The organism is Citrobacter gillenii, from assembly GCF_013337685.1.
GTDB lineage: Bacteria > Pseudomonadota > Gammaproteobacteria > Enterobacterales > Enterobacteriaceae > Citrobacter > Citrobacter gillenii.
In genome coordinates this window covers 1-26733 of record NZ_SUQN01000014.1, presented here as the reverse complement: position 1 = coordinate 26733, position 26733 = coordinate 1, and the positions used below count along the sequence as shown (strand labels likewise).

The 26733-nt window shown below is 50.5% G+C and carries 29 protein-coding genes and 1 tRNA gene; 11 read left to right on the top strand and 19 right to left on the bottom strand.

Annotated features, from left to right (window positions below):
* The first annotated feature begins 84 nt into the window (after positions 1-84).
* Both FCH32_RS22595 and FCH32_RS22590 read left to right on the top strand, forming a co-directional pair.
* Positions 85-651: a cytochrome b gene (locus FCH32_RS22595; RefSeq protein ID WP_115258876.1), complete on the top strand. Its 567-nt coding sequence runs from the start codon at positions 85-87 to the stop codon at positions 649-651.
* A gap of 1 nt (position 652) precedes the next feature.
* Positions 653-1228, top strand: coding sequence for a YceI family protein (locus tag FCH32_RS22590; RefSeq protein WP_096757579.1), 576 nt, complete (start codon positions 653-655; stop codon positions 1226-1228).
* Between the two features lie 59 nt (positions 1229-1287).
* Here the strand turns inward: FCH32_RS22590 and trhO are convergent, their stop codons facing one another.
* Positions 1288-2340, bottom strand: coding sequence for an oxygen-dependent tRNA uridine(34) hydroxylase TrhO (gene trhO / locus FCH32_RS22585; RefSeq protein WP_137362093.1), 1053 nt, complete (start codon positions 2338-2340; stop codon positions 1288-1290).
* Between the two features lie 221 nt (positions 2341-2561).
* Between trhO and FCH32_RS22580 the strand changes: the two genes are divergently transcribed.
* The 3 genes from FCH32_RS22580 (at position 2562) to FCH32_RS22570 (ending at position 5311) form a co-directional block, all read left to right on the top strand.
* Positions 2562-3482 (top strand): Kdo(2)-lipid IV(A) acyltransferase, encoded by a 921-nt coding sequence (locus tag FCH32_RS22580; protein ID WP_117341757.1) that lies wholly within the window; start codon positions 2562-2564, stop codon positions 3480-3482.
* A 152-nt stretch (positions 3483-3634) separates the two neighbouring features.
* Positions 3635-4855 carry a multidrug efflux MFS transporter MdtG gene (gene mdtG, locus FCH32_RS22575; RefSeq protein ID WP_174361567.1) on the top strand — a complete coding sequence of 407 codons (1221 nt, stop codon included), beginning with the start codon at positions 3635-3637 and terminating at the stop codon, positions 4853-4855.
* Between the two features lie 81 nt (positions 4856-4936).
* On the top strand, positions 4937-5311 hold the full coding sequence (locus FCH32_RS22570) for a MysB family protein (RefSeq protein WP_096757583.1): 375 nt from the start codon (positions 4937-4939) through the stop codon (positions 5309-5311).
* Here FCH32_RS22570 and FCH32_RS22565 read toward each other — a convergent pair whose 3' ends face one another.
* From FCH32_RS22565 to mdoG, 3 genes are all read right to left on the bottom strand, one after another.
* Positions 5312-5551 carry a YceK/YidQ family lipoprotein gene (locus FCH32_RS22565; protein WP_217439126.1) on the bottom strand — a complete coding sequence of 80 codons (240 nt, stop codon included), beginning with the start codon at positions 5549-5551 and terminating at the stop codon, positions 5312-5314.
* 66 nt (positions 5552-5617) lie between these two features.
* On the bottom strand, positions 5618-8146 hold the full coding sequence (gene mdoH / locus FCH32_RS22560; RefSeq protein ID WP_115258879.1) for a glucans biosynthesis glucosyltransferase MdoH: 2529 nt from the start codon (positions 8144-8146) through the stop codon (positions 5618-5620).
* Positions 8139-9674: a glucans biosynthesis protein MdoG gene (mdoG, locus tag FCH32_RS22555; RefSeq protein ID WP_096759435.1), complete on the bottom strand. Its 1536-nt coding sequence runs from the start codon at positions 9672-9674 to the stop codon at positions 8139-8141. Before mdoG ends, mdoH begins: the two co-directional genes overlap by 8 nt.
* Positions 9675-9945: 271 nt before the next feature.
* Here mdoG and mdoC point away from each other — a divergent pair, with 271 nt between their 5' ends.
* Positions 9946-11106: a glucans biosynthesis protein MdoC gene (gene mdoC, locus FCH32_RS22550; protein ID WP_115258880.1), complete on the top strand. Its 1161-nt coding sequence runs from the start codon at positions 9946-9948 to the stop codon at positions 11104-11106.
* A gap of 15 nt (positions 11107-11121) precedes the next feature.
* Here mdoC and FCH32_RS22545 read toward each other — a convergent pair whose 3' ends face one another.
* The 6 genes from FCH32_RS22545 to csgB form a co-directional block, all read right to left on the bottom strand.
* Positions 11122-12609, bottom strand: a complete 1488-nt coding sequence (locus tag FCH32_RS22545; protein ID WP_117341754.1) for a phospholipase D family protein — start codon at positions 12607-12609, stop codon at positions 11122-11124.
* On the bottom strand, positions 12545-13087 hold the full coding sequence (gene ymdB / locus FCH32_RS22540) for an O-acetyl-ADP-ribose deacetylase (protein WP_174361565.1): 543 nt from the start codon (positions 13085-13087) through the stop codon (positions 12545-12547). Before ymdB ends, FCH32_RS22545 begins: the two co-directional genes overlap by 65 nt.
* Positions 13088-13187: 100 nt before the next feature.
* The gene (locus tag FCH32_RS22535; RefSeq protein WP_115258883.1) at positions 13188-13508 is read right to left on the bottom strand and encodes a fimbrial protein; all 321 of its coding nucleotides are present in this window, start codon (positions 13506-13508) and stop codon (positions 13188-13190) included.
* A 150-nt stretch (positions 13509-13658) separates the two neighbouring features.
* Positions 13659-13991 (bottom strand): curli assembly chaperone CsgC, encoded by a 333-nt coding sequence (gene csgC, locus FCH32_RS22530; protein WP_096757589.1) that lies wholly within the window; start codon positions 13989-13991, stop codon positions 13659-13661.
* 60 nt (positions 13992-14051) lie between these two features.
* Complete coding sequence (gene csgA / locus FCH32_RS22525; protein WP_115258884.1) at positions 14052-14507, bottom strand: curli major subunit CsgA; 456 nt, start codon at positions 14505-14507, stop codon at positions 14052-14054.
* A gap of 40 nt (positions 14508-14547) precedes the next feature.
* A complete protein-coding gene (gene csgB / locus FCH32_RS22520) occupies positions 14548-15003 on the bottom strand; it encodes a curli minor subunit CsgB (protein ID WP_096757591.1) in 456 nt (151 codons plus the stop codon).
* A gap of 763 nt (positions 15004-15766) precedes the next feature.
* Between csgB and csgD the strand changes: the two genes are divergently transcribed.
* Genes csgD through csgG form a run of 4 tightly spaced genes read left to right on the top strand, consistent with a single transcriptional unit; the run spans position 15767 to position 18112 of the window.
* The gene (gene csgD / locus FCH32_RS22515; RefSeq protein ID WP_115258886.1) at positions 15767-16417 is read left to right on the top strand and encodes a biofilm master transcriptional regulator CsgD; all 651 of its coding nucleotides are present in this window, start codon (positions 15767-15769) and stop codon (positions 16415-16417) included.
* 4 nt (positions 16418-16421) lie between these two features.
* Positions 16422-16814, top strand: coding sequence for a curli production assembly/transport protein CsgE (gene csgE, locus FCH32_RS22510; protein ID WP_115258887.1), 393 nt, complete (start codon positions 16422-16424; stop codon positions 16812-16814).
* 25 nt (positions 16815-16839) lie between these two features.
* Positions 16840-17253 carry a curli production assembly/transport protein CsgF gene (csgF, locus tag FCH32_RS22505; protein WP_096757594.1) on the top strand — a complete coding sequence of 138 codons (414 nt, stop codon included), beginning with the start codon at positions 16840-16842 and terminating at the stop codon, positions 17251-17253.
* Between the two features lie 25 nt (positions 17254-17278).
* On the top strand, positions 17279-18112 hold the full coding sequence (gene csgG, locus FCH32_RS22500) for a curli production assembly/transport protein CsgG (protein WP_096757595.1): 834 nt from the start codon (positions 17279-17281) through the stop codon (positions 18110-18112).
* Between the two features lie 52 nt (positions 18113-18164).
* On the opposite strand, the gene FCH32_RS22495 is transcribed toward csgG, so the two are convergent.
* The 4 genes from FCH32_RS22495 to ghrA all read right to left on the bottom strand — a co-directional run bounded on the left by FCH32_RS22495 (position 18165) and on the right by ghrA (position 21123).
* The gene (locus FCH32_RS22495) at positions 18165-18647 is read right to left on the bottom strand and encodes a DUF1097 domain-containing protein (RefSeq protein ID WP_135912264.1); all 483 of its coding nucleotides are present in this window, start codon (positions 18645-18647) and stop codon (positions 18165-18167) included.
* A gap of 101 nt (positions 18648-18748) precedes the next feature.
* Positions 18749-19303, bottom strand: a complete 555-nt coding sequence (locus tag FCH32_RS22490; RefSeq protein ID WP_096757597.1) for a TorD/DmsD family molecular chaperone — start codon at positions 19301-19303, stop codon at positions 18749-18751.
* A 24-nt stretch (positions 19304-19327) separates the two neighbouring features.
* The gene (locus tag FCH32_RS22485; RefSeq protein ID WP_115258890.1) at positions 19328-20065 is read right to left on the bottom strand and encodes a phosphatase; all 738 of its coding nucleotides are present in this window, start codon (positions 20063-20065) and stop codon (positions 19328-19330) included.
* 119 nt (positions 20066-20184) lie between these two features.
* Positions 20185-21123, bottom strand: coding sequence for a glyoxylate/hydroxypyruvate reductase GhrA (gene ghrA / locus FCH32_RS22480; RefSeq protein WP_096757599.1), 939 nt, complete (start codon positions 21121-21123; stop codon positions 20185-20187).
* 232 nt (positions 21124-21355) lie between these two features.
* Here ghrA and FCH32_RS22475 point away from each other — a divergent pair.
* Positions 21356-21443: transfer RNA gene (locus FCH32_RS22475), tRNA-Ser, on the top strand.
* 238 nt (positions 21444-21681) lie between these two features.
* Here the strand turns inward: FCH32_RS22475 and phoH are convergent.
* The 5 genes from phoH to efeU form a co-directional block, all read right to left on the bottom strand.
* Positions 21682-22470 carry a phosphate starvation-inducible protein PhoH gene (gene phoH, locus FCH32_RS22470; protein WP_168246965.1) on the bottom strand — a complete coding sequence of 263 codons (789 nt, stop codon included), beginning with the start codon at positions 22468-22470 and terminating at the stop codon, positions 21682-21684.
* On the bottom strand, positions 22449-22742 hold the full coding sequence (locus FCH32_RS22465; RefSeq protein WP_174361564.1) for a hypothetical protein: 294 nt from the start codon (positions 22740-22742) through the stop codon (positions 22449-22451). Before FCH32_RS22465 ends, phoH begins: the two co-directional genes overlap by 22 nt.
* Positions 22743-23001: 259 nt before the next feature.
* Positions 23002-24285, bottom strand: a complete 1284-nt coding sequence (gene efeB / locus FCH32_RS22460) for an iron uptake transporter deferrochelatase/peroxidase subunit (protein WP_115258892.1) — start codon at positions 24283-24285, stop codon at positions 23002-23004.
* 5 nt (positions 24286-24290) lie between these two features.
* On the bottom strand, positions 24291-25418 hold the full coding sequence (efeO, locus tag FCH32_RS22455) for an iron uptake system protein EfeO (RefSeq protein WP_115258893.1): 1128 nt from the start codon (positions 25416-25418) through the stop codon (positions 24291-24293).
* Between the two features lie 58 nt (positions 25419-25476).
* The gene (gene efeU, locus FCH32_RS22450; protein ID WP_096757602.1) at positions 25477-26310 is read right to left on the bottom strand and encodes an iron uptake transporter permease EfeU; all 834 of its coding nucleotides are present in this window, start codon (positions 26308-26310) and stop codon (positions 25477-25479) included.
* Positions 26311-26733: the final 423 nt, after the last annotated feature.

Genomic DNA, 26733 nt, shown 5'->3' with positions numbered 1-26733 from the left:
TCATCATTATTGTTATTTATTAGTTGCATTAATGTCTTTTACAGGCCATTTTCATTCACTTCTGAAATATCTATCGGTGTATTTATGCAATTCAATAATAGTCCACAGCGCTATGGTGTGGTGTCAGCCGTTTTGCACTGGCTGGTCGCGCTTGCCGTGTATGGCATGTTTGCGTTGGGTTTATGGATGGTCACACTCAGCTATTACGATGGCTGGTACCACCAGGCACCTGAACTGCATAAAAGCATCGGCGTATTGCTGATGATGGGGCTGGTGATTCGCGTGGTCTGGCGGCTGTTCTCTCCTCCTCCTGCGGCATTGAAAAGCTATTCTCGCTTAACTCGTCTGGCTGCGGCCCTGGGCCACCTCAGTTTATATCTGCTGCTGTTCTCCATTGTCATCAGTGGGTATTTAATTTCGACCGCAGACGGCAAACCCATCAGCGTCTTTGGCTGGTTTGAGATCCCCGCCACGCTCGCCAACGCCGGGGCGCAGGCCGATCTCGCCGGAAGCCTGCACCTGTGGCTTGCCTGGAGCGTTGTGGTCCTCTCTCTTTTACATGGGCTGATGGCCCTGAAACACCACTTTATCGACAACGACGATACCCTTAATCGCATGTTGGGAAAATCGTCATCTGACTATGGAGCTTAAAATGAAAAAAAACCTGCTGGGACTGACTCTCGCATCTTTACTGTTTACCACCGGTTCGGCCATCGCGGCAGATTACAAAATCGACAAAGAAGGACAACATGCCTTTGTTAATTTTCGTATTCAGCATCTGGGATACAGCTGGCTGTACGGCACCTTTAAAGACTTCGACGGATCGTTTACCTTCGATGAAAAAAATCCAGCCGCCGATAAAGTGAACGTCACCATTAACACCAACAGCGTTGACACTAATCATGCCGAGCGTGACAAGCATCTGCGCAGCGCAGATTTCCTTAACGTCGCCAAATTCCCGCAGGCGACCTTCACCTCCACCAGCGTGAAGAAAGCGGGTAACGACCTGGATATTACCGGGGATCTGACGCTGAACGGCGTCACCAAACCGGTCACGCTGGACGCGAAGCTTATTGGTCAGGGTGGCGATCCGTGGGGTGGCACCCGTGCAGGCTTTGAAGCACAAGGGAAGATTAAGCTGAAGGACTTTAACATCACCACCGACCTGGGGCCTGCTTCACAGGAAGTAGACTTAATCATCTCGGTAGAAGGTGTTCAGCAGAAATAGCATCTCAATGCTGCCAAAATGGAAGCCGGATGAGGCTGTAGCCCTCATCCGGCATCATTTTATTGCGCAGGGTCCGGAATACCCAGTTTAGTATTCAGACGGCCACGGGACTTATTAAAAATTTTATTGCCATTCTCACGACCTGCGCGACGGCGACGTTGTTCCTCTTCAGGCAACGTACTCTCTTCACAACACAGATCGCTGCAGCACCCTTTGTACTTCTCGGCGCAGGCCGGGCACTGGATAAACAGCAGATGGCAGCCGTCATTTTTGCAGTTGGTATGGCTGTCGCACGCCACACCACACTGGTGACAATGTGCGATAACATCTTCGGAGATCCGCTCCCCCATCCGCTCATCAAAAACAAAGTTTTTACCGATGAAGCGTACCGGAAGTCCCTGTTCTCGAGCTTTACGGGCATATTCAATAATGCCGCCCTCAATGTGCCAGACTTTACTGAACCCGTTGTATTTCATCCAGGCGCTGGCCTTCTCACAGCGAATACCGCCCGTGCAGTACATTACGATTTTTTTATCTTTATGTTCCTGCATCATTTCAACGGCTTTCGGCAACTGATCGCGGAACGTATCTGCCGGGATCTCCATGGCGTTCTCGAAGTGCCCCACCTCATACTCATAGTGGTTGCGCATATCGATAAACACCGCGTCAGGATCGTCAAGCATGGCGTTTACTTCTGCCGCCTTCAGGTAATCACCAACGTTGCTGGCATCAAAAGCCGGATCATCGATGCCATCTGCCACAATGCGCTCACGGACTTTCATGCGCAGTACCCAGAACGATTTTCCGTCATCGTCCAGCGCAATGTTAAGTCGCAGCCCGGCAAATGCAGGATCAAACGCGTACAGCTGCTGACGGAATGCCTCAACCTTGCTTTGCGGCACGCTGATTTGTGCGTTAATGCCTTCGTGCGCCAGATATACGCGCCCGAAAACGTTCAGCTCGGTGAACAGTTGGTACAGTGCATCACGCGTATCCTGAGGATTAACGAGGTTGAAATATTTATAAAATGAAATCGTGGTGCGCGGCTCAGATTCAGCCAACATTTTAGCTTTGAGCGCGTCATTCGAAATGCGGTTGTGTAACACTGGCATGGTGTACGTTTCCTGCAGTCAGTAAAAAGATGAAAATCGGCCGGCATCATAAAGCAAACATCGCCAATTTACATCCACACATTTTACGCTACATTTCATACTTCATGATAAAAGCGTCACAACAATTGACGAAAAACCAGCCATTCTCCCGTCACAAATTTTTGATACGCGCGAAAAAATGCGACAATACAGGGCATTGGTCGTTTAATGACAGGATAGACATGACGAATTTACCCAAGTTCTCGGCTGCACTTTTGCATCCACGTTATTGGTTAACCTGGCTAGGTATTGGCATCCTTTGGTTGATCGTGCAGTTACCCTATCCGTTCCTCTATAAGCTGGGCTGTACATTAGGTCGTCTGGCGTTACATGTGATGAGACGCCGGGCAAAGATTGTTTCGCGAAATCTGGAGCTGTGCTTCCCACAGATGAGCGAACAAGAGCGTCAGCAGATGGTGGTAAAAAACTTTGAGTCCGTCGGCATGGGCGTAGTGGAAACCGGCATGGCCTGGTTTTGGTCCGACCGTCGTATTACGCGCTGGACCGAAGTAATCGGCATGGAGCATATTCGTGATGTTCAGGCACAGCAGCGTGGGATCCTGTTAGTGGGTCTGCACTTTCTGACGCTTGAATTAGGCGCGCGTCAGTTTGGTTTACAGGAACCCGGTATCGGGGTGTATCGCCCCAACGACAATCCGCTGCTCGACTGGCTGCAAACCTGGGGGCGTATGCGCTCCAATAAATCAATGCTCGATCGTAAAGATCTAAAAGGGATGGTCAAGGCTCTGAAGAAAGGTGAAGTGGTCTGGTATGCCCCGGATCACGACTACGGCCCACGCTCCAGCGTCTTTGTGCCTCTGTTTGCTGTAGAGCAGGCTGCAACCACCTCTGGGACGTGGATGCTGTCGCGGATGTCCAATGCGTGTCTGGTGCCGTTTGTCCCTCGTCGTAAACCTGACGGCAAAGGGTATCAGTTGATTATGCTGCCGCCGGAATGTTCGCCGCCGCTGGACGATGCTGAAACCACCGCCGCGTGGATGAACAAAATTATTGAGAAATGCATCATGATGGCACCGGAGCAATATATGTGGCTACATCGCCGGTTCAAAACACGCCCTGAAGGCGCACCTTCCTTGTACTGACCCTTTGTTGCAGCCCGCGGGCTGCAACATCTCCCCCTCCGTTTAGGTTTTACTGCTCTGCGCATTGCAGCGACTATCAACCAGGCGCATAATTAGTCTGCTTACTTATTTTTACACGATAGCGCAAACAGCGCGCCACACTGCGGATCGCTATGTCACCCTCAGATGTCTCCATCAACTGGAAGCGTAATCTCACGGTTGCCTGGCTCGGTTGCTTTTTAACCGGTGCAGCATTTAGCCTGGTGATGCCTTTCTTACCCCTGTATGTCGAAAGCCTCGGCGTGACGGGACACGGCGCCCTGAACATGTGGTCGGGTCTGGTGTTCAGCATTACGTTTCTTTTTTCAGCTATCGCTTCACCTTTCTGGGGCGGCCTTGCAGATCGCAAAGGCAGGAAAATCATGCTCCTGCGCTCAGCGCTGGGGATGGCTGTCGTGATGCTGCTAATGGGGCTGGCGCAAAATATCTGGCAGTTTTTGATCCTGCGTGCGCTGCTGGGACTGCTTGGTGGGTTCATTCCCAATGCGAATGCGCTGATCGCCACCCAGGTGCCGCGCAATAAAAGCGGCTGGGCGCTGGGAACACTTTCAACCGGCGGCGTCAGTGGCGCACTGCTGGGCCCGCTGGCAGGAGGCTTGCTTGCCGACCAATACGGATTGCGCCCCGTTTTCTTTATTACCGCCAGCGTGCTGCTGCTCTGTTTTATGCTGACGTTATTTTTTATTCGTGAGCATTTTCAATCGGTCAGCAAAAAAGAGATGTTGCACATTCGGGAGGTCGTCGGATCCTTAAAAAATCCAAAGCTGGTACTGAGTCTGTTCGTCACCACACTGATCATTCAGGTCGCAACCGGATCCATCGCACCTATCTTGACACTGTATGTGCGGGAACTGGCGGGTAACGTCGGCAATATCGCTTTTATCAGCGGCATGATCGCTTCCGTTCCCGGCGTGGCCGCTTTACTCAGCGCGCCAAGGCTGGGCAAATTAGGCGACCGCATAGGCCCGGAGAAGATCCTGATTGTCGCTCTGGTCATTTCCGTATTGCTGCTCATCCCCATGTCATTCGTCCAGACGCCCTGGCAGCTCGGCGTCCTGCGCTTTTTGCTGGGAGCCGCCGACGGCGCACTGCTCCCTGCCGTACAAACGCTGCTGGTCTATAACTCAACCAACCAAATAGCCGGGCGTATTTTCAGCTACAACCAGTCATTTCGTGATATTGGCAACGTGACGGGGCCACTGATGGGCGCAGCTATTTCAGCCAACTATGGTTTTCGCGCGGTCTTCTGCGTGGCCGCGGGAGTGGTCTTATTTAACGCGCTCTACTCCTGGAACAGCCTGCGCCGACGTCGCGAAACCCAGCGCACGCAATGATTTTTGTGCATTCATACTTGCACTAGCAGAGAATCAACTATTATTTCCCTGAATACCTCATTAAATCAAAGGGAGACGCTGATGACCATGTATGCCACGCTGGAAGAAGCCATTGATGCTGCCCGTGAAGAGTTTCTGGCTGATAACCCCGACCTAGATGCGGACGACGCCAGTGTTCAGCAGTTGAACGTACAAAAGTATGTGCTACAGGATGGTGACATCATGTGGCAGGCTGAGTTTTTCGCCGACGAAGATGAGGAAGGCGAATGTCTGCCGATGCTGAGCGGTGAAGCGGCACAAAGCGTCTTTGATGGCGATTATGATGAGATTGAAATTCGCCAGGAGTGGCTGGAGGAAAATACCCTCCACGAGTGGGATGAAGGCGAATTCCAGCTTGAACCACCTCTGGATACCGAGGAAGGTCAGACGGCAGCCGACGAATGGGATGAGCGGTAATTACTCGTAGGGACCATGATGGATGTCAAGGGGCAACAGCAGCGTATCAAACACCAGTGAAAAAGGCAGATCGATCAGGGTGACATAGCGCCATGCTGAATCCCGGACATCCCACTGCACGCCGGGATAGTATTGATTTCCGTGACCTTGCCCCGGGATCGTGCGGCTAATAATACTGCCGCACCCACTCAGCAAGATGACCATGATTCCAACCGCAAGTATTCGCACCTGAACCCTCATTAACAACATTGCCATCCGCATAAAAAAATACCGGCACCAGGCCGGTATTTTCACATTTCAGGTGTTCTATTTCTTCCTGAGTGCCAGCGGGTTCAGGGTTATCCCCTGATAATAATTAACCCACGACGAATACTTATCCGGCGAGTTCCAGACGCGATAATGTAAACGCGCCATGGTCACCGGATCGCTCAACAGCACAAGGCGGCGATCGCGATTCAGTTTCTCAGGTGTATCGTTCAGCGCCTGCTCGACATGACGGTCACGGGCAATCTCCAGCACGTTACTGGCGCGGTGACGCGCGGTCGCCATCGCCGTAGCCAGTGCGTTAAATGACGGGTTAAACACCGCGTGCATAAAGCCGTCATCCAGCGAGCGATTGCGATTCATCACCAGGTAGTTATCCGTATCCACCAGCACCTGCGGAGGAGAATACTCCTCCGGGATCAGGAACAGCTTCCAGCGCTTGGTACGTAACCCTATCGTTGAACGGCTGGAAATCACCGACACAAACGGCGACAGGATCAGGGAGAAGACAATCGGTGCCAGCCAGAACAGGAAGCGCAGATCCAGCCAAGCCATACCGACCGCCCAGACCAGACCCAGCAGCAGCTGGGAGCCGTGACGCATAAACGCTTCACCCCACGGAGTGGAGTCATCATCACGCTGCGGCGAGTTCCAAACAACTTCCCAACCGAGGAAAGCACTGACCACGAAGACGGTATGGAACAACATACGCACCGGCGCCAGTAGCACGGAGAACAGCACCTCCAGCAGCAGCGACAGCGTCACGCGGACAAAACCGCCGTACTCTTTCGTCCCTTTGCACCAGATGAGCAAAATACTCAGCAGCTTCGGCAGGAACAGCAGCACCATGGTTGAGGCAAACAGCGCAATCGCCAGCTCAGGACGCCACTGCGGCCACACCGGGAACAGCTGACGCGGCTGCAGGAAGTATTGCGGCTCCGTCAGCGCATGCACCACCTGCAATGCGGTTGAAAGCGCGAGGAACATAAACCACAGCGGGGCAGACAGATAAGACATCACGCCCGTCAGGAACACCGCACGGTGAACCGGATGCATCCCTTTGACCAGGAACAGACGGAAGTTCATCAGGTTGCCGTGACACCAACGACGGTCACGCTTCAGTTCATCAAGCAGGTTTGGCGGCAGCTCTTCATAAGAACCCGGCAGATCGTAGGCAATCCACACCCCCCAGCCTGCACGACGCATTAACGCCGCTTCTACGAAGTCATGGGAGAGGATCGAACCCGCAAACGAGCCTTCACCCGGTAGCGGTGCAAGCGCACAATGCTCAATAAACGGCTTCACGCGAATAATCGCGTTGTGACCCCAGTAGTGCGACTCCCCGAGCTGCCAGAAGTGAAGCCCGGCGGTAAACAGCGGCCCATACACGCGCGTAGCAAACTGCTGGCAGCGTGCATACAGCGTGTCCATACCGGACGCTTTTGGCGACGACTGAATAATACCGGCATTCGGGTTCGCTTCCATCAGACGCACCAGGCCGGTCAGGCAATCGCCGCTCATTACCGAGTCAGCGTCCAGGACGACCATGTAGCTGTACTGATTCCCCCAGCGACGGCAGAAGTCATCAATGTTGCCGCTTTTACGCTTCACACGACGACGACGACGGCGGTAGAAAATCTGTCCTTCGCCCTGCACTTCAGCGATCAGCTCCATCCAGGCTTTTTGTTCCGCCACGCAGATATCAGGGTTGTAGCTGTCGCTCAGGATGTAGACATCGAAATGCGCAGCATTACCCGTGGCTTTCACCGATTCCCACGTGGCGCGCAGCCCCGCGAATACGCGGTCAACGTCCTCGTTACAGATAGGCATGATCAACGCGGTGCGGTGCTCAGGGTTTAATGCTTCATCCCCCACCGTTGACGCGGAAATACTGTACTTATCGCGGCCAATCAGCAGTTGCAAGAACCCCATCAGCGCGGTCCAGAACCCTGCCGATACCCAGCAGAACAATACCGCAAACAGAATCAGGATACCGGTCTGGAGCACATAGGGCAGCAATTGCATAAAGGAGACCCACAGGTCCTGCCCCATCATGTCTGCCGGATTAATGAACGCCCAGCCCTGGTACGGAAGAATGGTCTTCATATACCAGGTCGCAACGACCGTTTGCGCCAGCGTTAAGATAAGCAGCGTATAGCGGCGAATCGTCCCGACGGTACGCCATTTCTGTTCACTTTCTTGTTCTTCTTTCGTCAAACGAGAAAGATAACGCGGCGTAACATCGCGTCCACGCAGACGATCCCAAAAACGGCCTACCGGGTTGGTACGCCAGGGATCGGGAAACATAGATGTACGCGTAGCCTTCGGCATAGCCTGCAGCTGGTCGCGTCCTTCATCGTCTTTAATTAACTGCTCTTTGGCCAGAGAATCCGGCCAGGCTTGCTCAAGGCGAGCTTTAACAGACCCCTGCGGTGAATCGTCTTCGCGCGAGTAAGTACGATGCTCAGCATCCAGCGCCTGATGAACGGCGCGGATGTCAGTTTTCGGCAGTGCCGCTTTCTCGATATCCGAAAGCGGCATTGCGTCAATATACTCAGTTGTCTTATTCATTGGCAGGTAACTGGTAGCTCCAGGTTTCACTCAACGGCTGATCGGCATTGACCAACGCAGCACGCATTTCAGTGGTTTTCTTCGCATCTTTCACTTTCACGCGCAGCATCAGACGCCAACCCTTAGTGACCGGGTTATAACGCACCGTACTCTCAACGATTTCACCGTTATCACCAATGCTGGTCTGCGCGGTGACTGGGGTATCCTGCGGCAGTTTTTTCATATCTGCGCCGGCAAAATCCACGATAAATGCAATCGTGCCGTCAGGCTGACGAATGAGGTTCGATTGTTTGACATCACCGGTAGAACGACGCGTCTGCTGTACCCAGGCATTATCCGGCGCATGAAGTTTGTCTTCATCGCGGGTAAAGGTCAGTGTGTACTTGAAGTTCATCTCTTTGCCTGCTTCAGGCAGTTGGTCCGGCGTCCAGTAAGCGACGATGTTGTCGTTGGTTTCATCGTTGGTTGGGATTTCAACTAACTCAAGTTTCCCCTTGCCCCAGTCACCTTTCGGCGTTACCCAGGCACTCGGACGCAGGTCGTAGCGGTCGTCGATATCTTCAAAACGCGAGAACTGGCGGCCACGTTGCAGCAGACCAAATCCCTGCGGGTTTTCCATCGCAAAACTGCTCACCGCGAGGTGTTTCGGGTTATTCAGCGGACGCCAAATCCACTCGCCGTTGCCAGCATGGATAGACAAACCGTTAGAGTCGTGCAGCTCCGGACGATAGTTGGTCGCCGGAGACGGTTGGTTCGGCCCGAACAGGAACATACTGGTCAGCGGCGCAACGCCCAGTTTGCCTACTTTGTCGCGCAGGTAAACTTTGGACTGAACGTCCACCACCGTGTCACGACCTGGCATAATCACAAAACGATAGGCCCCGGTGGCGCGTGGGGAGTCCAGCAATGCATAGATGGTTAAACGTTTGTCAGTCGGTTTTGGACGTTCGATCCAAAACTCGCGAAAACGGGGAAATTCTTCACCGGAAGGCAGTGCGGTATCAATAGCGAGGCCGCGTGCAGACAGGCCATAAACCTGACCGGCTCCCAGGACGCGGAAATAGCTGGCACCGAGCATGCTGACGATTTCATCGTTTTTATCTTTGCTGTTGATCGGGTACAGCACCTTGAACCCGGCGAAACCGAGATCTTTTACCGTGTCTTTATCATGCTGAACATCGCCGAAATTAAAATAATCCGGGTTGTATTTGATTCTCTTTACCGCTGTGGCGGTAACTTCGTTGATCTTGACCGGCGTGTCGAAGTACATACCCTGGTGGTAGAACTCGAGCTTAAATGGGGTCTTGAGATTGCTCCAGTAGGCTTTATCGTGATTGAACTGGATCTGCTGATAATCCGCATACTTCATGTCGCGGAAAACGGAGGGCAAGTTACTTTTAGGCGCCTCATAGCCTTTATCGGCTAAGGATTGAGCTTGCTTTGCCACATCATCAATACTGAATGCCCAGCTCGAAGATGTGTACAGCGTTAACATGACTGCTGCACCCAACCAACGCATTTTCATCATTTGTAGTTTATGTTTCATAATTAGTAAGCACTTCCCCCTTTGTGTGCTTATATTGATCCGATCCATTTTAATGGATAATCGGGTATTCCGACAACTGAATCCCTGTATTGTTCGCGCGCTGGCTCATGGTTTAATCAGGTTCATCTGCCTGTTTTCACTTTGCGTGCTTATCCTGGAGACAGGTTGTTGGACTTCGTGTAGGGTTGCCCTCGAATGTAACCATTATTCGTCTTAGGGATAAGACGAAAAGTCTGAGAATACGTAACTGTTTATGAGCTCTGTATCCCCTCCGCGTGAATATTTTCTTGACTCCATCCGCGCCTGGCTGATGTTGTTGGGGATCCCATTCCATATCTCATTGATCTATTCCACACACACCTGGCACGTGAACAGTGCTGAACCGTCGTGGTGGCTAACCTTGTTTAACGACTTCATCCATGCGTTTCGCATGCAGGTGTTTTTTGTTATTTCGGGTTATTTTTCCTACATGTTGTTTTTACGCTATCCATTAAAACGCTGGTGGAAAGTGCGTGTTGAGCGCGTGGGGATCCCGATGTTGACCGCGATTCCCTTGCTCACACTGCCGCAATTTATCATGCTGCAATATGTAAAAGGGAAAGCAGAGAGTTGGCACACGCTCAGCGGGTACGATAAATATAACGCCCTTGCCTGGGAGCTCATTTCTCATCTGTGGTTTTTGCTGGTCCTTGTGGTGTTAACGACCGTGAGCATGTGGGTATTTACCCAAATTAAGAAGCGTCAGGAAAGCCAGCAGGGAACGCCCCCTGCCCCAGCGTCAATGGTAAAGTTAACGCTAATTTTTGCCTTGCTTGGTGTGGGCTACGCCGTCGTCAGACGAACCATTTTTATTCTCTACCCTTCGATCCTCAGCGACGGCATGTTTAATTTTGTCGTCATGCAAACGCTGTTTTATGTGCCTTTCTTTATGCTCGGCGCGCTGGCATTCATTAATCCCAATCTGAAGGCGCTGTTCACCACCCCCTCGCGTGGTTGCACTCTCGGTGCAGGAGCGGCCTTTGTGGCGTACCTACTCAACCAACGTTACGGCAACGGCGACGCCTGGATGTATGAAACTGAATACGTGGTAACCATGGTTCTGGGGCTGTTGATGGTTAACGTGGTCTTTTCGCTCGGCTATCGTTTATTGAATTTTCAGTCAGCGCGCGTAACCTATTTTGTCAATGCATCGCTGTTTATTTATCTGGTGCATCATCCGTTAACGCTGTTTTTCGGCGCCTATATCACACCGCACATCTCATCCAATCTGCTGGGCTTTCTCTGTGGACTGCTGTTTGTGGTCGGGATCGCGGTGATACTGTACGAAATTCATCTCCGGATCCCGGTACTGAAGTTTTTGTTTTCAGGAAAACCGCCGGTTAAGCAGGACAAAAACAAGGCCGTCACTGGTTAGCTTGGGTTACGTCGTTCAGAGCAACCATTCAATCGGTAATATCGAGGCCAGCTTCACCAATACCCGCTTCCAGAATCCGGTGGCGGGTTCTTTTTTCAGCACCTGCTCATGACCCTGCTGGCGGTCAACCCAGTTAATCCGTCCCCAGCGATCGAGACGCAATTGCCAGGCAACATCATGCTGACTCTGCATAAAACGGTTATGAATCAGTGCAGCCAGGCTTTCACTTTCAATCACAAATCCCATTTCCGTGTTGAGCAATGTGGAGCGCGGATCAAAATTAAGCGAGCCGATAAACACCTTACGCCCGTCAATACTGAAAGTTTTAGCGTGCAAACTCGAGCCCGAATTACCGGTTAATCCGCGATCGTGCACAGCCGTGGCGCGATCGCGTGTCGGTTTAAGCTCATATAATTCCACACCATAGCGCAGCAGTTTTTTTCGCCAGCGCGCGTAGCCGGCATGAACAATTGCCACATCATTCGCCGCCAGCGAATTGGTTAGAATGGCAATTTTGACCCCTTTTCTCACCAAACGCAGCAGTTGGGCAACGCCCGCCCGTGTAGGTACAAAATAGGCGGAAATAATATCAATACGCTCGGTAGGTGAGCCCATAATATCGAACAAGCGCTGAGGTAATAGCGAATGGCGCGGAGCCTTCCCCTCACCTTTTAGCGGGTCGTCGCTGAGCAGGCGTGTTTTGGCCCAAATCAGCGGCAACGCCCCCCGATCGAGACTGGCCATAAACTGGCTGGTTTCCAGCTTATTCAGGTAACGGCGAGTTATATCATCGTTATACCAGGACTCCGGCAGGTCAATACGCTGGGTAGGTTCAGGCTCTGACAGTGAGAGCACTTTTTTGAGTGTTGAAACGGACTGACACTGCCAGTAACGTTCAAAATCATCCGCAACCTCGGTCACCACCGGCCCTACGGCCATTACATCCAAATCAGAAAATAGCGGCTGTTCGCCTGCGCCAAAATAGGCGTCACCGATATTGCGCCCGCCAACCAACGTGACCACCCCGTCGGCGGTATAACTTTTATTATGCATACGACGGTTAAGTCGGGCGAAATCGGTTAAATAGCCCACCGCACGCAAGATGCGAAAAGAGAAAGGATTAAACAGGCGGACTTCGATATTCGGGTGGTTATCCAGTAATTGCAGCGTATCATCCAGACCCGGCGTGTTGTTGTCGTCCAGCAACAAACGGACCTGCACGCCACGTTTCGCTGCGGCCAGCAGTACCGAAAACAATAGCAGCCCGGACATGTCGTTCTCCCAGATGTAATACTGCACATCCAGGGAGCGTTCCGCCATTTCAGTGAGTCGATAGCGAGCGGCAAACGCATCCAGACTGTCATCCAGCGCAAGGATGCCGCATTGTTCAGGATGGCTGGCGCAAAGCGGAGTAATTGCGCGCTCGAGCCGCGTCATATCAGGCTGGGTTATCATCGCCTTGCTGGGTGAGTAATCTGTTATAAAGTTGGGACGTTTCGTCATCAAAACACACGAAGTAAATCTGCTCAGGTAGCGCCCGGCGGGTCGTGAACCTCAACACCGTGTTGACGGCGATTTCCGCTGCTGCTGCGCGCGGATAACCATACACTCCCGTGCTAATCGCCGGAAAAGCAATGGATTGATAGCCATTGGCTAAGGCCAGTTGCAGCGTGTTCAAATAGGCCTCTTCGAGACGTTCAGCTTCATGATGATCGCCCCCCTGCCACACAGGCCCCACGGTATGAATAACCGCTTTCGCAGGAAGATTGCCTGCCAGAGTGATGACCGCATGACCCGTTGGACATTCTCCCTGCTGTTGGATAACCTGTTTGCAGGCCTCCAACAATGCCGGTCCGGCAGCGCGATGAATTGCCCCATCCACGCCACCGCCTCCCAATAGGGACGAATTGGCAGCATTGACGATCACATCAACAGCCATCGTCGTAATGTCGCCCTGTACCACATGAACACGCGATTGCATAAACTTCCCCTGACAAAACACCTTCTCTTCAGTGTACAGCAGGGTTTTCCAGGAAATCTCACTTTTTAACGAAACGGCTGCATATCTACGCCAGAACGACTTATTTATATTCAATGTTAAGAATAGCGAGGGTTTTCTGCTCATTGAGGTAGTGCATGTTAGCGCTCGCAATTTGCTTAACATTCTGCGGCACCAGAGTGACCTGTTGCGCATTAAAACGGCTACTTTGCATCTTGCCGTCGCGTATACATGACATTTCTATCTGTTGTTGCTGGGTGCTAACTTCACAAGGCGGTTCCACTATTTCACCGCGAAAATGAATAATCCCACCCGCTGAGATTTGTTGAGCACTTACGGATACTGTAAAAAGAGAAAAAACACCAATGCCAATACTCAGAATTCTGTTCGCTAAAGTACACATAAAGGTTCCTCAATGATTAGTCCTCTTGAGGGATCGGTATGATCCTTCACCGCTGCGATTAACGACCCGATAAAAACATCTTCACGTTTCTATATTCATAGAACAGCAATGCGCTCCCAGCCACACCCGACCTGCAAATACTTCAGTCCCTCAAGAATGACCGGATGAGTCTGTCCATTGTTGTGAGAGATGCAGCGATTGCCCATCCGAAACGGTGACAATAATTTTTACTGAGTCCTCAGCGGAAATATTAAAGCTCAGCTTAGTTAAATCAATCGGCCGATTAGCAGGGACCGAAAGGCTTGTTTTCTGCTGCGTTTGGCTTTGCCCCCCCTTCCCTTCACGTATCGCGAAGACTTGTACCTGACATTCACAGGGTTGCGTTAACGTTACCTGAGGAATAATGGTGTACATTTCGCCTTGCTGGGTTGTATTAAAGGTGATTTGATTTGACAGCGCGGCAATAAGTAATAGCGTATGCATACTATTCTCCCGAAAAAAAACAGGGCTTTCGCCCTGTTTATTCTCAGTCAGCAGACTGAATTAATGTTGGTTAGCCGTGACGTTGTTGCCAAAACCAACCTGACGAACCAGAACGTTGGAGTCAGACGCAGTCTGATTAACCACCGCACCGTTGCGACCACCGTATTGGGTCACGTTAATGTCCGCACGTTTAGCATTCCACTGATTGATGTCAGCGCTGTTGCTGAAGCCTGACTGTTTCAGACTAATGGTACTGTCATCAGCACCTTGTCCGACGGTTGCCCCGTTACCACGCCCATGCTGGGTGATGGTCACATCGGATTTACGTGCATCACTTTGCAGCGCATTCGCAATGTTGCCAGAACCATACTGGTAAATACTCATTGATGATTCTGGACCAAAATTATTACCACCACCATGGTGATTGCCGTTGCCGCCCCATTGCGGAACAACACCAGCCAGAGCACTGCCAGAAACTACGATTGCTGCGAATGCTGCCACTTTTAAAAGTTTCATGGTAAACCCCCATCGGATTGATTTAAAAGTCGTTCATGGATTAGCGTTGAGTCACGCGAATGGCCATTTGCGACTGTCTCTGCACCACAACTGCTGTTTTTTGTGTACCGTACTGGGTAATATTTGCTTTATTACCCGAACCTTTCTGGATAATAACGGCCGTATTACCGTAAGAACCTTGTTTTATACTCGCATCATTGGAACTACCCGCCTGATCTATATATGCAAGATTATATGATCCTGCCTGATCTATTTTCGCTCGGTTACTTGAACCATCCTGCGAAATGACCGACAATAGCTTCGAGCCCGACTGGCGTGTATTGGCACTGTTCCCAGTGCCTACTTGACCAATAATGGCTGCCTGATTAAATGAAGACTTACTTAATTCATTTACCGCAAAGTTATATTCTGCATTAGCCATGTCATAACTTGTTGCGGACACAATTCCAGGCACACCCAGCATTGTAAACATCATAAATAACAACTTGTTTTTCATGTTGTCACCCTGGACCTGGTCGTACATGAAGTTGAATTATTTACCACTCAAGTTTTGTTGTTAACATGACTTAAACTTGTTAATGCCACGTTACGATGAAGAGTATGTCCGTTGAAACATTTTAAATAACTCACCCGCGAGTGGTATTTTTATATTCAGATTCACCCCAAAGTACTAATTAACAGCCAATAACGCTGTTATCTGTATACATTTTATTTTGGCTTTAGCGTGAGATGTGCATTTCTATGCAGAAGCATAAAAAACCAATCTTCAGCGACTTCAGGCCCTCGCAGCGCGAGGTGTTGATTGGCCTTGGCGCAAGTCGTGACAAACATCATTTTTTTCTGTCGAAAATTACTCAACGTAAAGTGAGACAAAAACTTCAGAATTCATTAGAAAGCTAAAACGAAAGAACTATAAATAAACTTCTTATTTATCATGTTATTAATATAATTTGTATGATTTTTTAAATCTATGCAATAACAGTAAAGTGTACAACTTTCCTATCAAATCTAAACTCAATAAAAACCTTAAAATCACATTTTAATATATAAATTTACATTCTGTAACAAGTTTAACACTTGCTTTAAGATTTGTAATAGCTAGATTGAAATCAGTTGAAGTCCATTTGTTTTAATATTTTTACCCCTTTGGGTCGATATTTTATTTCTACACAGCAGTGCAGCATCTGTCAGTACTTCTGGTGTCTCTATTTTAGTAGAGGCAGCTGTCAGGTGTGCGACTATAAAAGTGGAGTTTCATCATGTTTAATGAAGTCCATAGTATTCATGGTCATACATTATTGTTGATCACTAAACCGTCCCTGCAGGCAACTGCATTATTACAACATTTAAAGCAATCGCTGGCGCTCACCGGAAAACTGCATAATATTCAACGTTCTCTGGACGATATTTCCTCCAGCTGCATTGTTTTACTGGATATGATGGAGGCAGATAAAAAGCTGATCCATTACTGGCAAGATAACTTAAGTAGAAAAAACAACAGTATAAAGACGTTATTGTTGAATACACCCGATGATTATCCGTACCGGGATATTGAAAACTGGCCGCATATCAATGGTGTATTTTACGTAGCAGAAGATGAACAGCGTGTGGTGGCCGGGTTACAAGGCGTTTTACGCGGTGAATGCTACTTCTCGCAAAAGCTCGCCAGCTACCTGATCACACATTCTGGAAACTATCGTTATAACAGTACAGAGTCAGCACTACTCACACATCGTGAAAAAGAGATCCTTAATAAACTGCGTATCGGCGCCTCAAATATTGAAATCGCACGCTCACTGTTTATCAGTGAAAATACGGTAAAAACGCATCTTTATAATCTTTTCAAAAAGATAGCTGTGAAGAACCGTACGCAGGCGGTCTCGTGGGCCAATGATAACCTCAGGCGATAATGCCATGAAACGCTATTTGAACTGGATTGTGGCAGCAAATTTATTCCTTGCTGCCGGGAATCTACACGCCGCTGTAGAAGTGGAGGTTCCCGGACTGTTAACCGACCACACTGTCTCTTCAATCGGCCATGATTTTTATCGTGCGTTTAGCGACAAGTGGGAAAGTGAGTACACAGGAAACTTAACCATCAATGAAAGGCCCAGTGCACGTTGGGGAAGTTGGATCACCATAACGATCAATCAGGACGTTATCTTCCAGACTTTTTTATTCCCGACGAAAAGAGACTTCGACAAAATAGTCGTCTTCGCTCTGGCTGAAACAGAAGATGCATTAAATCGTCGGCAAATAGATCAAACACTATTAAGCACAAGCGATTTAGCGCGTGATGAATTCTAAAACATGATTTTGTCCGGAGGCTTTCATGCGTGTCAAACATGCAGTGGTTTTGCTCATGCTAATTTCACCATTAAGTTGGGCCGGAAACATGACGTTCCAGTTCCGCAATCCAAACTTTGGTGGCAACCCAAATAACGGCGCTTTTTTGCTGAACAGTGCGCAGGCGCAAAACTCGTATAAAGATCCAAGTGGCGACGATTTCGGTTTTGAAACCCCATCGGCCCTGGACAACTTTACCCAGGCCATCCAGTCACAAATTCTCGGCGGTCTGCTTACCAATATTAATACCGGTAAGCCGGGCAGGATGGTAACCAATGATTTTATCATTGATATCGCCAACCGGGATGGGCAGCTGCAACTCAATGTCACAGACAGGAAAACGGGCAAAACATCGACGATAGAAGTGTCGGGTTTACAAACACAGTCAGCCGATTTCTAAGCTATAGCTACGAAAGGAAAAAATCATGCAGCGCTTACTTATTTTGGTTGCAATATTCTTACTCAGCGGATGCTTAACAGCCCCGCCACAAGAAGCCGCTAAACCGACATTAATGCCGCGTGCCCAAAGCTATAAAGACTTGACGCACCTGCCAATGCCTACGGGCAAGATTTTTGTCTCGGTTTACAACATTCAAGATGAAACGGGTCAATTTAAGCCTTACCCGGCAAGTAACTTCTCAACGGCTGTCCCGCAAAGTGCCACGGCGATGCTGGTCACCGCATTGAAGGATTCTCGCTGGTTTGTACCGCTGGAGCGTCAGGGATTACAGAACTTGCTTAACGAACGAAAAATTATTCGTGCTGCGCAAGAAAACGGTACCGTTGCTGTAAATAACCGTATTCCGCTTCAGTCACTGACCGCCGCAAACGTAATGGTGGAAGGGTCTATCATCGGTTATGAAAGCAACGTTAAGTCTGGTGGGGTTGGCGCGCGTTATTTCGGTATTGGCGCAGACACGCAATACCAGCTTGATCAGATTGCGGTCAACCTGCGTGTGGTCAACGTCAGCACGGGTGAAATCCTTTCTTCGGTGAACACCAGCAAAACTATTCTCTCCTATGAAGTCCAGGCTGGGGTATTCCGCTTCATTGATTACCAACGTCTGCTGGAAGGTGAAATCGGTTATACCTCTAACGAACCCGTTATGCTGTGCCTGATGTCAGCCATTGAAACTGGGGTTATTTTCCTGATTAACGACGGGATTGATCGCGGATTATGGGACTTGCAGGATAAGAAACAGGTCGATAACGATATTCTGGTTAAATACCGTCATTTGTCGGTACCGCCGGAATCCTGATACTTAATATGAAAAGACAACGACAAGCGTGAGGGTAACCTCACGCTTTTTATTATTTACTGGTCAACGAAGGTGATTCTCGGTTTTCACGGCGGGACGCCAGCCACAGTCCGCTGTTCTTCATTGCATAGCCAAACACCAGTCCCACTGCTAACGAAGGCAGAACCAGACGCCAGTCCCCCTGCCCTGCAAATGTTGCACATGCACCAATAAACGTACCCGGCACAAATGAAAGCAACCATTGCTTAGCCTGAATGCACATCAAGAAGGCAACAATCCCCGTAATGACATAGCCGATGATGTCCATATGCGGGGCAAGCGCACTACCGTTAATAATCACCAACGCCCACACCACACCGCTTAACAGCGTACACGCTGAGATCCACAGCCCTTTCAGCCCACTCTGCGGACAGGCAAAATAGGCTGTACAACCCAAAAAACCAGCCCAACTGAGTAAACCAAGAGAAACGGCCACCCATCCCCAGATACCGGAGAGAATGCCCGTTGTGATTGCAATTGAAAGAAGTATGTTCATGCCGCGCATCTTAGCAGAAAAACGGCATGATAATGAGATCGTGCACACAATTTATGCAAGCTGATAAATTGCGTTGCAGAATAAAGTGACTTAAATCACATTTACTCTTCTGTATCTTCCTGCAACTCGTCCCACATCGCGCCAATCGCATCGCGCGTCAGCGGCGCCATGGTACGCCAGAATGGGGAACTGGCATGCGCTTCCACTTTGCCAAGGAACGCGTCACACCACGGGAGCAGATAGTCAACGAATAACGTTTCCAGCGCTTCACTTTCATCTTCAGCAGACTGATCTTCAAGCCATGACGCAGCCAGCAGCAATGTGCCGATATGATCAGCAGGAGTATCCGACAACGGCATGCCGCGCGCAGAAAGGAATGCGCGAACATCGGATTCCTTAGCACCTTCGACCCAAGCGCTGCGATAAGGTGGCACCGCACACTCTTCACCGACAAACAGCGCGTTATAATCTGCAGCCACCTGCGGCATATCACAGCTTTTCTGTAAGCGAGCTAGCAGTTCATCTTGCTCCAGTGGCCAACTTGCTGACAGTTTACCCTCACCGATCACGGTAAAAAGAGGAACCAGTAACGGGTCCTGCGGTTGGCGGTAAAACAGCGATCCCAGGACGCGACACAGGATAGAAAACTCGTTCATTGTTGTATTCCAGTTAGTTCACAATTAAAGTTCAGCAAATTCCGCGATAGGCTCCATGCCGCGCGATTCCAGAAACGCCAGCAGGCGTTTTGGCGATACGTTTAAAATTCTGTCCTCCGGGAAGTTCACATCATCCAGGATTTTACGGCATTCACCAAATTCCCCCAGCGTGAAGGCGGTATGGGAATCCGATCCTAACGCCACCCATCCACCGGCATCGCGTACCGCTGCGGCGACTGCGCGACAGTTGTCTTCACTGCCCTTACGTGAATGCAGGAATGAGGAGTTATTGATTTCCAGTGCTACCTGGTATTTCGCTGCCGCCTGTGCGACGGCGGTAAAGTCTAACTCATACTTTGGATTTCCTGGATGACTGATAATGTGCACATTACCACTCGCCATTGTGGCAATCATCGCCTGGGTATGCGTGTCTTTATCAACAGGTGCGAAAACCGGCTCATGGAAGCCTGCAATGATTAAATCCAGGGAAGTAAACATCGGACCGGAGCAGTCGATTTCGCCGTCAATATTTTTAATATTCGCTTCAATACCGCGGAGAATTCCCACCCCGTCCACCAACCTTGGCCAAATGCGCATATTAATAAAATGCCAGTGATGCGGGGCATCTGCCATGTCCGGCCCGTGATCGGTGATCGCAAACAGCTTGATACCTTTGCGTTTGGCTTCGGCGATGTAATCACTCAGGGTACTGTAGGCGTGGGTGCTGGCGACGGTATGCATATGCAGGTCAACGGGATACATAATTCTCTCCTGTAGTCATTTTTCGTCAAGGATAGCAGGTATCTCCACCATTAATACCCTAAATAATTAGAGCTGTAGGACGGTGTTTAGACGAAACCCGGCGGCTGGCCGGGTTGTTATCAATATCCCCTAACGCGATCGACTTGACCCGTTACGGCTTTCCCACTCTCAAGGTTTAAAATGGTGCGTGAGATATAGTCTACGGCCTCTGCAGGACGCGTCACGGCGGCAATATGCGGCGTCATCGCCACGCGCGGATGTTTCCATAGAGGGTTATTTTCCGGTAGCGGCTCGCTGCTGTAGACGTCCAGCATCGCGCCCTTCAACTTTCCGGTATTCAGCGCAGCCAGCAGATCGTCTTCCTTCAGATGAACCCCGCGTGCCAGGTTAAGCACGTACGCCCCATCCTGCAATTGATTCAGCAGCCCGGTGTTAATAATACCTACCGTTTCTGCCGTATTTGGCAGAAGATTAATCAGCACCCGCGTTTGGCTCAGGAACGCCGCCAGCTCTGCGGTACCGGCAAAGCTTTCCACACCGGGCCAGGATTTACGCGTCCGACTCCAGCAACGCAGCGGGAAGCCCCATGCTTGCAGGCTCTCAGCCACTTTAGCCCCTAATACCCCTGCCCCCATAATCCCTACAGTAAACTCTTCGCGGGTATACTCTTGCAGCGGTTGCCATTTCGCCTGACTTTTTAGCGCCTGATAGTCATCAAAGCGTCGAAACCAGTGCAGCACCTGACTCACCGCATATTCCTGCATTTGCAGACCCATACCGGTATCTTCCAGACGGAAAAGCGGGATTGACGCATCCAGCATTTCAGGGTGGGCTTTTAGCTTGCTGAGGATAGAGTCCACGCCGGCGCCCAACGCGAAAACAGCTTTTAACTTGCGACCTGCCAGCATATCAACCGGTGGATGCCAGACGAGGGCATAGTCAGCATGCGCATTATCACCCCGCTTCCATTCACGGACATTTGCGCCTGGGATTGCCTTAGCCAGTGCCTTCAGCCACCAGGCCGTATCGAATGTCGGGTGATAGAAAAGTATTTCCATATTAACTCCTGAGCAGTGTTATGCGGAACTTTCTCGCACTTATCATCATTTTCCAAGGAATATCAGAATAGCAAATTTTAGGATGCTGGCAAAAAAAGCAATTCTTGCTTATTTACGCCCCATGTTGCTTGAAGTTTGTGTAAATGCACGTTTTTTTTAAAAAGTAGATTGACGTCGGGGCGGTGTTTCCCCTACATTAGCGCCCGTTCCGCTAACGCAGGAACAACAATACGGTGAGGTGTCCGAGTGGCTGAAGGAGCACGCCTGGAAAGTGTGTATACGGCAACGTATCGAGGGTTCGAACCCCTCTCTCACCGCCATATTTGAAGAAGAGCTCGTACGCAAGTACGGGCTTTTTTTTCGTCTGTTGCAATATAGCGGATGCGATACGAGCATCTTATCCGGCCGACAACGAAATCCCCGTAGGCCGGATAAGCGAAGCGCCATCAGGCATCCTGCAAAGAAGCGTGTCTGTGTTTTTTATATGCATATAAACGATTATCCCTGCTTATAAAAAAACAAAGCCCGGTTCCCCGGGCCTTGAAGACGCAGAACCTATCAGCTGTAAGCGTTAAGCGTCCGCTGACAAAGCGCCGAGCGAACGCAATCATCTTTATTGAAACGAACGATTCCAATCATGTCATCTTCTTCGAAGCGGGCCAGCGCATCGTTTAGTCCGGATCGAACATGCGCCGGTAAATCGCACTGGGTAATATCCCCGTTCACAATTACCGTCACATTCTCCCCGAGACGCGTCAAAAACATCTTCATCTGCGCAGCAGTGACATTCTGAGCCTCGTCGAGAATGACAACGGCATTTTCAAATGTCCGTCCGCGCATATACGCGAACGGCGCGATTTCTACCTTCCCAATCTCAGGTCGCAGGCAATATTGCATAAAGGAGGCACCCAGACGTTTTACCAGCACGTCATACACCGGGCGAAAATAGGGAGCAAACTTCTCGGAAACATCTCCAGGTAAGAAGCCGAGATCTTCATCAGCTTGCAGAACTGGACGGGTGACAATGATCCGGTCCACATCTTTGTGGATCAGAGCCTCTGCTGCTTTTGCCGCGCTGATCCAGGTTTTACCACACCCGGCTTCACCGGTGGCGAAGATCAGCTGTTTACTCTCAATAGCATTCAGGTAGTGCGCCTGAGCCTCATTTCGCGCCGTGATAGGTGTGGCATCGCGACTGTCACGCGCCATACCAATCGCTTCTACGCCGCCCATCTGCACAAGCGAGGTGACCGATTCATCTTCACGTTGTTTATGGCTACGCGAATCCCGTCTCAGCACACGTTTTGCTTCACGACGAGCTTTGATCACTGCTTTTTGTCTTCCCATGGATAGCACCTTGAGTTGTAGGTATACATCACACGCGCCATCTTCGGCACGATTATGCGCACGAACATCTGAGGGTTGGCTTCCTTGTAAGCCATTGCTTGCCTACGAATAAGACACCACACACGGCTACGCGCACCGTATAAGGCGTCAGTAACAAGGATAAGATGTGGAAGAGAGGGGAATTTAGCGGTGACGAGATGGCTACCGGAAGAGAAACGTCCGCGTAAGGTGGTGATAATGTAAGAAACCTGTCCAATACAGGACGTTACCATTCGCGATCTCCATAGTGAATGACTATCACTGCCGGGAACTACCGCTGTTACATATAAGTACAACAGAATTTATTCTCAATGCAACAATATTTTTACTTATTGTTAACTAAATTCCATCTTATCGTTGGCAACAGTCTCTTACAGAGAGATGACAGAATTATTTCACTGCAGCACGTATCACAAAAATTAATTTTTTCGTTCATCGCTGTATCAGGTCAACATGTGAGGAATTGCCCCGCACAGGCGCGGGGCACGGGAATCAGGCTTGTAGCAGAGATTGTCCGAGGTAGTGGTCCGGTGTTTTTACGCCCGGTAAAGCAAAGAAGTAACCGCCGCCAATCGGCTTAACGTACTCCTCCAACGCTTCACCGTTCAGGCGTTTCTGTACGGCCAAAAAACCTTTCTGCAGATCGTGTTGATAGCATACGAACAGCAGCCCCATATCCAGCTGTCCAGATTGCGTCACACCGAGCGAATAGCTGTAGCCACGACGCATCATCAGGCTGGATTCGGTCTCTTTGGTCCGCGGGTTCGCCAGCCGGATATGGCTGTCGAGCGCAATCACCTCACCTTCAGGATCATTGGCATAGTCCGGTACATCATGCTCATGCTGCATTCCCAGCGGAGCGCCGGTCTGTTTATCGCGCCCAAAAATGGTTTGCTGCTCTTTAAGCGGCGTGCGATCCCAGAACTCCACGCGAAACTGAATAAGTCTCACCGCCTGATAGCTGCCCCCTACCGCCCATGCAGGCTCGCCCTGATCGGCCGTGACCCACACCACGTTTTGCATCAGCTTTTCATCAGTACCATCCGGGTTCGCGGTCCCGTCTTTAAAACCGAGTAAATTTACCGGGGTTTCTTTGCCTTTACTGCGTGCAGCATGATCGGAGATAAATCCCTCTCGCTTCCAGCGCACGCTGAGCAAATCCGGCGTGTGCTTGATGATATCGCGCAACGCGTGAATAACGGTGTCCTGCGTGTTGGCGCAAATCTGTAACAGCAGATCCCCGTGGCACAGCGCCGCATCCAGCGAATCATTCGGGAAGCGCGTCATTTTTTGCAGTGTTTTTGGCATTTGTGTTTTCAGGCCATAGCGCTCATCAAACAGTGAATGGCCGACCGACAACGTCATCGTCAGGTTGTCCGGGGCAATGTAAGCCCCCAGAATGCCGGAGTCCATTGGCGGCAAGCGCGGATTCGGCGTTTCTGGGGCCGGGCCGCCGGTGGTCAGGAACGCAAAGCGATGGGTCAGTAAACGGAACAGACGTTCAAGATCTGCTTTGTCGCTGGCGAGGACATCAAATGCCACCAGCATCATCGAGGCCTGCTGCGGCGTCAGGATCCCCGCCTGATGCGGTCCATAAAAGGGCTGTACATCATCGCGCGCATTGGGTGACAGAGTGCCCGGCGCACTGTGCGGTTTTTGCGCATGCGCAACCGGACAGCCGCCCGCCAGTGCCAGCGCGCCGCCCAATGCTCCCATGCCCTTCAACAGACGTCGGCGTGAGGGTTCACTCACGCCGTTTTCATTATCTTGTTGCATTATGCTTAATCCAGACCCAGTACGCCGCGTAATTGCGACAAATCTTCTGCCAGCGTCGTAATCGGTCCTTTCAGCGCGTTGCGGTCAGCATCGGTCAGTTTGTCGTAAGTTTCAAACCCGTCTTTGGTGCGATACTTGCTCAGGATGCTATCGACTTTTTTGAAGTTCGCATCCACTTTTGCCAGCAGTTCAGCATTGGATTTTTGCAGTTGAGGACGCAGGAGATCGACAATTTTCTGCGCGCCATCGACGTTGGCCTGGAAATCCCACAGGTCGGTGTGGCTGTAGCGATCTTCTTCGCCGCTAATTTTACTGGCGGCCACTTCTTCAATCAGACCCGCCGCTCCGCCAACCACTTTAGACGGTGGGAAGGCCAGTTCACTGATGCGCGTTTGCAGGTCGATAACGTCGGTGTTCAACTGGTCGGCGTATTTATCCATCCCCTTGGTGGTATTGTCGCCAAACAGCGCTTTTTCCAGACGGTGGAAGCCGGTGAATTTAGGATCGGCGGCCTTTTGCTCGTAATCATCTTCACGTGCATCGATGCTGCCATCGAGGTCAGAGAACAGCTCAGCAATCGGTTCAATACGTTCATAATGCTGGCGCGTCGGCGCATACAGGGATTTAGCCTTCTCGATATCCCCGGCTTTAATGGCATCTGTAAATGCTTTGGTCCCCGCCACCAGCTGTGCGGTTTCTGCGGTTACATAGGCTTTGTATTCGGTAATTGCACCGCTCAGGCTCAGCAGGGCGTCACTCTGTGCCGCATCTGCCGTTGCGCTGCCCTTGACGATCAGCTTCCCTTTCGGGTTCGTCAGCAGGCCGCAGGTCATATCATATTCGCCAGGTTGCAGGTTGGCGGTCATTTTCTGGCTAAAGCCCGGCGCAATATTTTCACGCTCTTCCACCACCATCACGCCTTTGAGGATTTCCCACTCCAGCGCTTTCTGACTGTGGTTCTGGATAATGAACTGGGTTTTTCCGGCATTAACCGTGATTGTCATCGGTTCACACTGTTTGTCGTTAACCGTGACGTTGACCTTGGGAATATCTGCGGCGTGTGAGGCAAAAGCAGAAGTAAACAGCGCAGCCATACCCAGCTGCAGCGCACTACGGCGAAAGTTAATCGTCATGACCTATCCCTATAAATAAGTATGTTGTAACTAAATGATATTCTGCGTCGCGTTGTTATCAGGGTGCAGTACGAGACGCCGTAGAGCCTGAACGAGGCGGTAATGCAAACATAATCAGTGCCGGGATCAGGTAGATAAACCAGACGGCAACCTCACTGACACTTGGCGCTTCCTGGTAACCAAAAATCCCTTCCATCAGCGTGCCAAACAGCGAGTGCGTCGACAGCACGCTGCTCAGATCAAATGCCACATCCTGGAAATGATTCCATAACCCGGCTTCGTGGAACGCGCGAATGGCTCCGGCGGCAAGACCTGCGGCCACCAGCAAAATGAACAAGCTGGTCCATTTGAAGAAGGCCCCGAGATTCAGTCTGATCCCGCCGAGATATATCAGGTAGCCCAGAACGACGGCTGTTGCCAGTCCCAGCATCGCCCCAACCGGTGGCCAGATACCCACATCCTGCTGAAAGGCCGCCAGCAGAAAGAAAACCGACTCCAGGCCTTCACGAGCGACGGCAAAAAAGACCATCATCACCAGCGCCCATCCGTGATGATTGCCACGCTGTAACGCGTTATCGACCGCCTGCTCCAGTTGAACTTTGACGTTGCGCGAAACTTTACGCATCCAGAAGACCATCCAGGTGAGGATCACCACGGCAATCACTGCCACAATCCCTTCAAACAGCTCCTGCTCTTTTTGCGGAAATTCACCGGTAGTTTCATTGATGAAAATCCCCAGCGCCAGGCATAGCGCCGCCGCCAGTAGAACACCAATCCACATTACGCCAATCCAGCGACCGCGCTGAGTCCGTTTCAGGTAACTGGCTATCAGGCTGACAATCAGCGCGGCCTCTAGGCCTTCGCGCAACATAATCAGAAATGGAACAAACATGCGAAGCACCCTTAAACGTTATTCTCAGTCAACTCGTGAAAAGAAAAGTAAATTACAGTGATAGTGATTATCATTACAGAAAATAAAAACTCAAGAAGAATGTTTTGAGAATGATGACTTAATGTAAACAGTTAGTCTGATAAGGGTTACTGTGATTTTGCGAAGCGGCATAAAAAGCCCGCACGCGGCGCTATGTTATTCAGTTAACGACACGTTTTCAGAAGGTATCAACATGTGCTGCCGGAGGTAATGAACATGCTATCTCAGAGAAAGGTTCCGTTCACCTCATGTTCATCGTTTTTCTATGCCTTGAAGGCCAGTGAACGTGTCAAGGGTGCTATCGCCGCACCCTTGACAATCCCGGCTCCCGGCACGGAAAATTGTTGCTTCGCAATCCCCTCCGCTTATTCCTCCAGGCTATCA

Bases quoted from the DNA above. Each gene is read 5' to 3' on its own strand.
- FCH32_RS22595 (WP_115258876.1), top strand. From the start codon at position 85: ATGCAATTCAATAATAGTCCACAGCGCTATGGTGTGGTGTCAGCCGTT.
- FCH32_RS22590 (WP_096757579.1), top strand. From the start codon at position 653: ATGAAAAAAAACCTGCTGGGACTGACTCTCGCATCTTTACTGTTTACC.
- trhO (WP_137362093.1), bottom strand. From the start codon at position 2,340: ATGCCAGTGTTACACAACCGCATTTCGAATGACGCGCTCAAAGCTAAA.
- FCH32_RS22580 (WP_117341757.1), top strand. From the start codon at position 2,562: ATGACGAATTTACCCAAGTTCTCGGCTGCACTTTTGCATCCACGTTAT.
- mdtG (WP_174361567.1), top strand. From the start codon at position 3,635: ATGTCACCCTCAGATGTCTCCATCAACTGGAAGCGTAATCTCACGGTT.
- FCH32_RS22570 (WP_096757583.1), top strand. From the start codon at position 4,937: ATGACCATGTATGCCACGCTGGAAGAAGCCATTGATGCTGCCCGTGAA.
- FCH32_RS22565 (WP_217439126.1), bottom strand. From the start codon at position 5,551: ATGAGGGTTCAGGTGCGAATACTTGCGGTTGGAATCATGGTCATCTTG.
- mdoH (WP_115258879.1), bottom strand. From the start codon at position 8,146: ATGAATAAGACAACTGAGTATATTGACGCAATGCCGCTTTCGGATATC.
- mdoG (WP_096759435.1), bottom strand. From the start codon at position 9,674: ATGATGAAAATGCGTTGGTTGGGTGCAGCAGTCATGTTAACGCTGTAC.
- mdoC (WP_115258880.1), top strand. From the start codon at position 9,946: ATGAGCTCTGTATCCCCTCCGCGTGAATATTTTCTTGACTCCATCCGC.
- FCH32_RS22545 (WP_117341754.1), bottom strand. From the start codon at position 12,609: ATGACGAAACGTCCCAACTTTATAACAGATTACTCACCCAGCAAGGCG.
- ymdB (WP_174361565.1), bottom strand. From the start codon at position 13,087: ATGCAATCGCGTGTTCATGTGGTACAGGGCGACATTACGACGATGGCT.
- FCH32_RS22535 (WP_115258883.1), bottom strand. From the start codon at position 13,508: ATGTGTACTTTAGCGAACAGAATTCTGAGTATTGGCATTGGTGTTTTT.
- csgC (WP_096757589.1), bottom strand. From the start codon at position 13,991: ATGCATACGCTATTACTTATTGCCGCGCTGTCAAATCAAATCACCTTT.
- csgA (WP_115258884.1), bottom strand. From the start codon at position 14,507: ATGAAACTTTTAAAAGTGGCAGCATTCGCAGCAATCGTAGTTTCTGGC.
- csgB (WP_096757591.1), bottom strand. From the start codon at position 15,003: ATGAAAAACAAGTTGTTATTTATGATGTTTACAATGCTGGGTGTGCCT.
- csgD (WP_115258886.1), top strand. From the start codon at position 15,767: ATGTTTAATGAAGTCCATAGTATTCATGGTCATACATTATTGTTGATC.
- csgE (WP_115258887.1), top strand. From the start codon at position 16,422: ATGAAACGCTATTTGAACTGGATTGTGGCAGCAAATTTATTCCTTGCT.
- csgF (WP_096757594.1), top strand. From the start codon at position 16,840: ATGCGTGTCAAACATGCAGTGGTTTTGCTCATGCTAATTTCACCATTA.
- csgG (WP_096757595.1), top strand. From the start codon at position 17,279: ATGCAGCGCTTACTTATTTTGGTTGCAATATTCTTACTCAGCGGATGC.
- FCH32_RS22495 (WP_135912264.1), bottom strand. From the start codon at position 18,647: ATGAACATACTTCTTTCAATTGCAATCACAACGGGCATTCTCTCCGGT.
- FCH32_RS22490 (WP_096757597.1), bottom strand. From the start codon at position 19,303: ATGAACGAGTTTTCTATCCTGTGTCGCGTCCTGGGATCGCTGTTTTAC.
- FCH32_RS22485 (WP_115258890.1), bottom strand. From the start codon at position 20,065: ATGTATCCCGTTGACCTGCATATGCATACCGTCGCCAGCACCCACGCC.
- ghrA (WP_096757599.1), bottom strand. From the start codon at position 21,123: ATGGAAATACTTTTCTATCACCCGACATTCGATACGGCCTGGTGGCTG.
- phoH (WP_168246965.1), bottom strand. From the start codon at position 22,470: ATGGGAAGACAAAAAGCAGTGATCAAAGCTCGTCGTGAAGCAAAACGT.
- FCH32_RS22465 (WP_174361564.1), bottom strand. From the start codon at position 22,742: ATGGTAACGTCCTGTATTGGACAGGTTTCTTACATTATCACCACCTTA.
- efeB (WP_115258892.1), bottom strand. From the start codon at position 24,285: ATGCAACAAGATAATGAAAACGGCGTGAGTGAACCCTCACGCCGACGT.
- efeO (WP_115258893.1), bottom strand. From the start codon at position 25,418: ATGACGATTAACTTTCGCCGTAGTGCGCTGCAGCTGGGTATGGCTGCG.
- efeU (WP_096757602.1), bottom strand. From the start codon at position 26,310: ATGTTTGTTCCATTTCTGATTATGTTGCGCGAAGGCCTAGAGGCCGCG.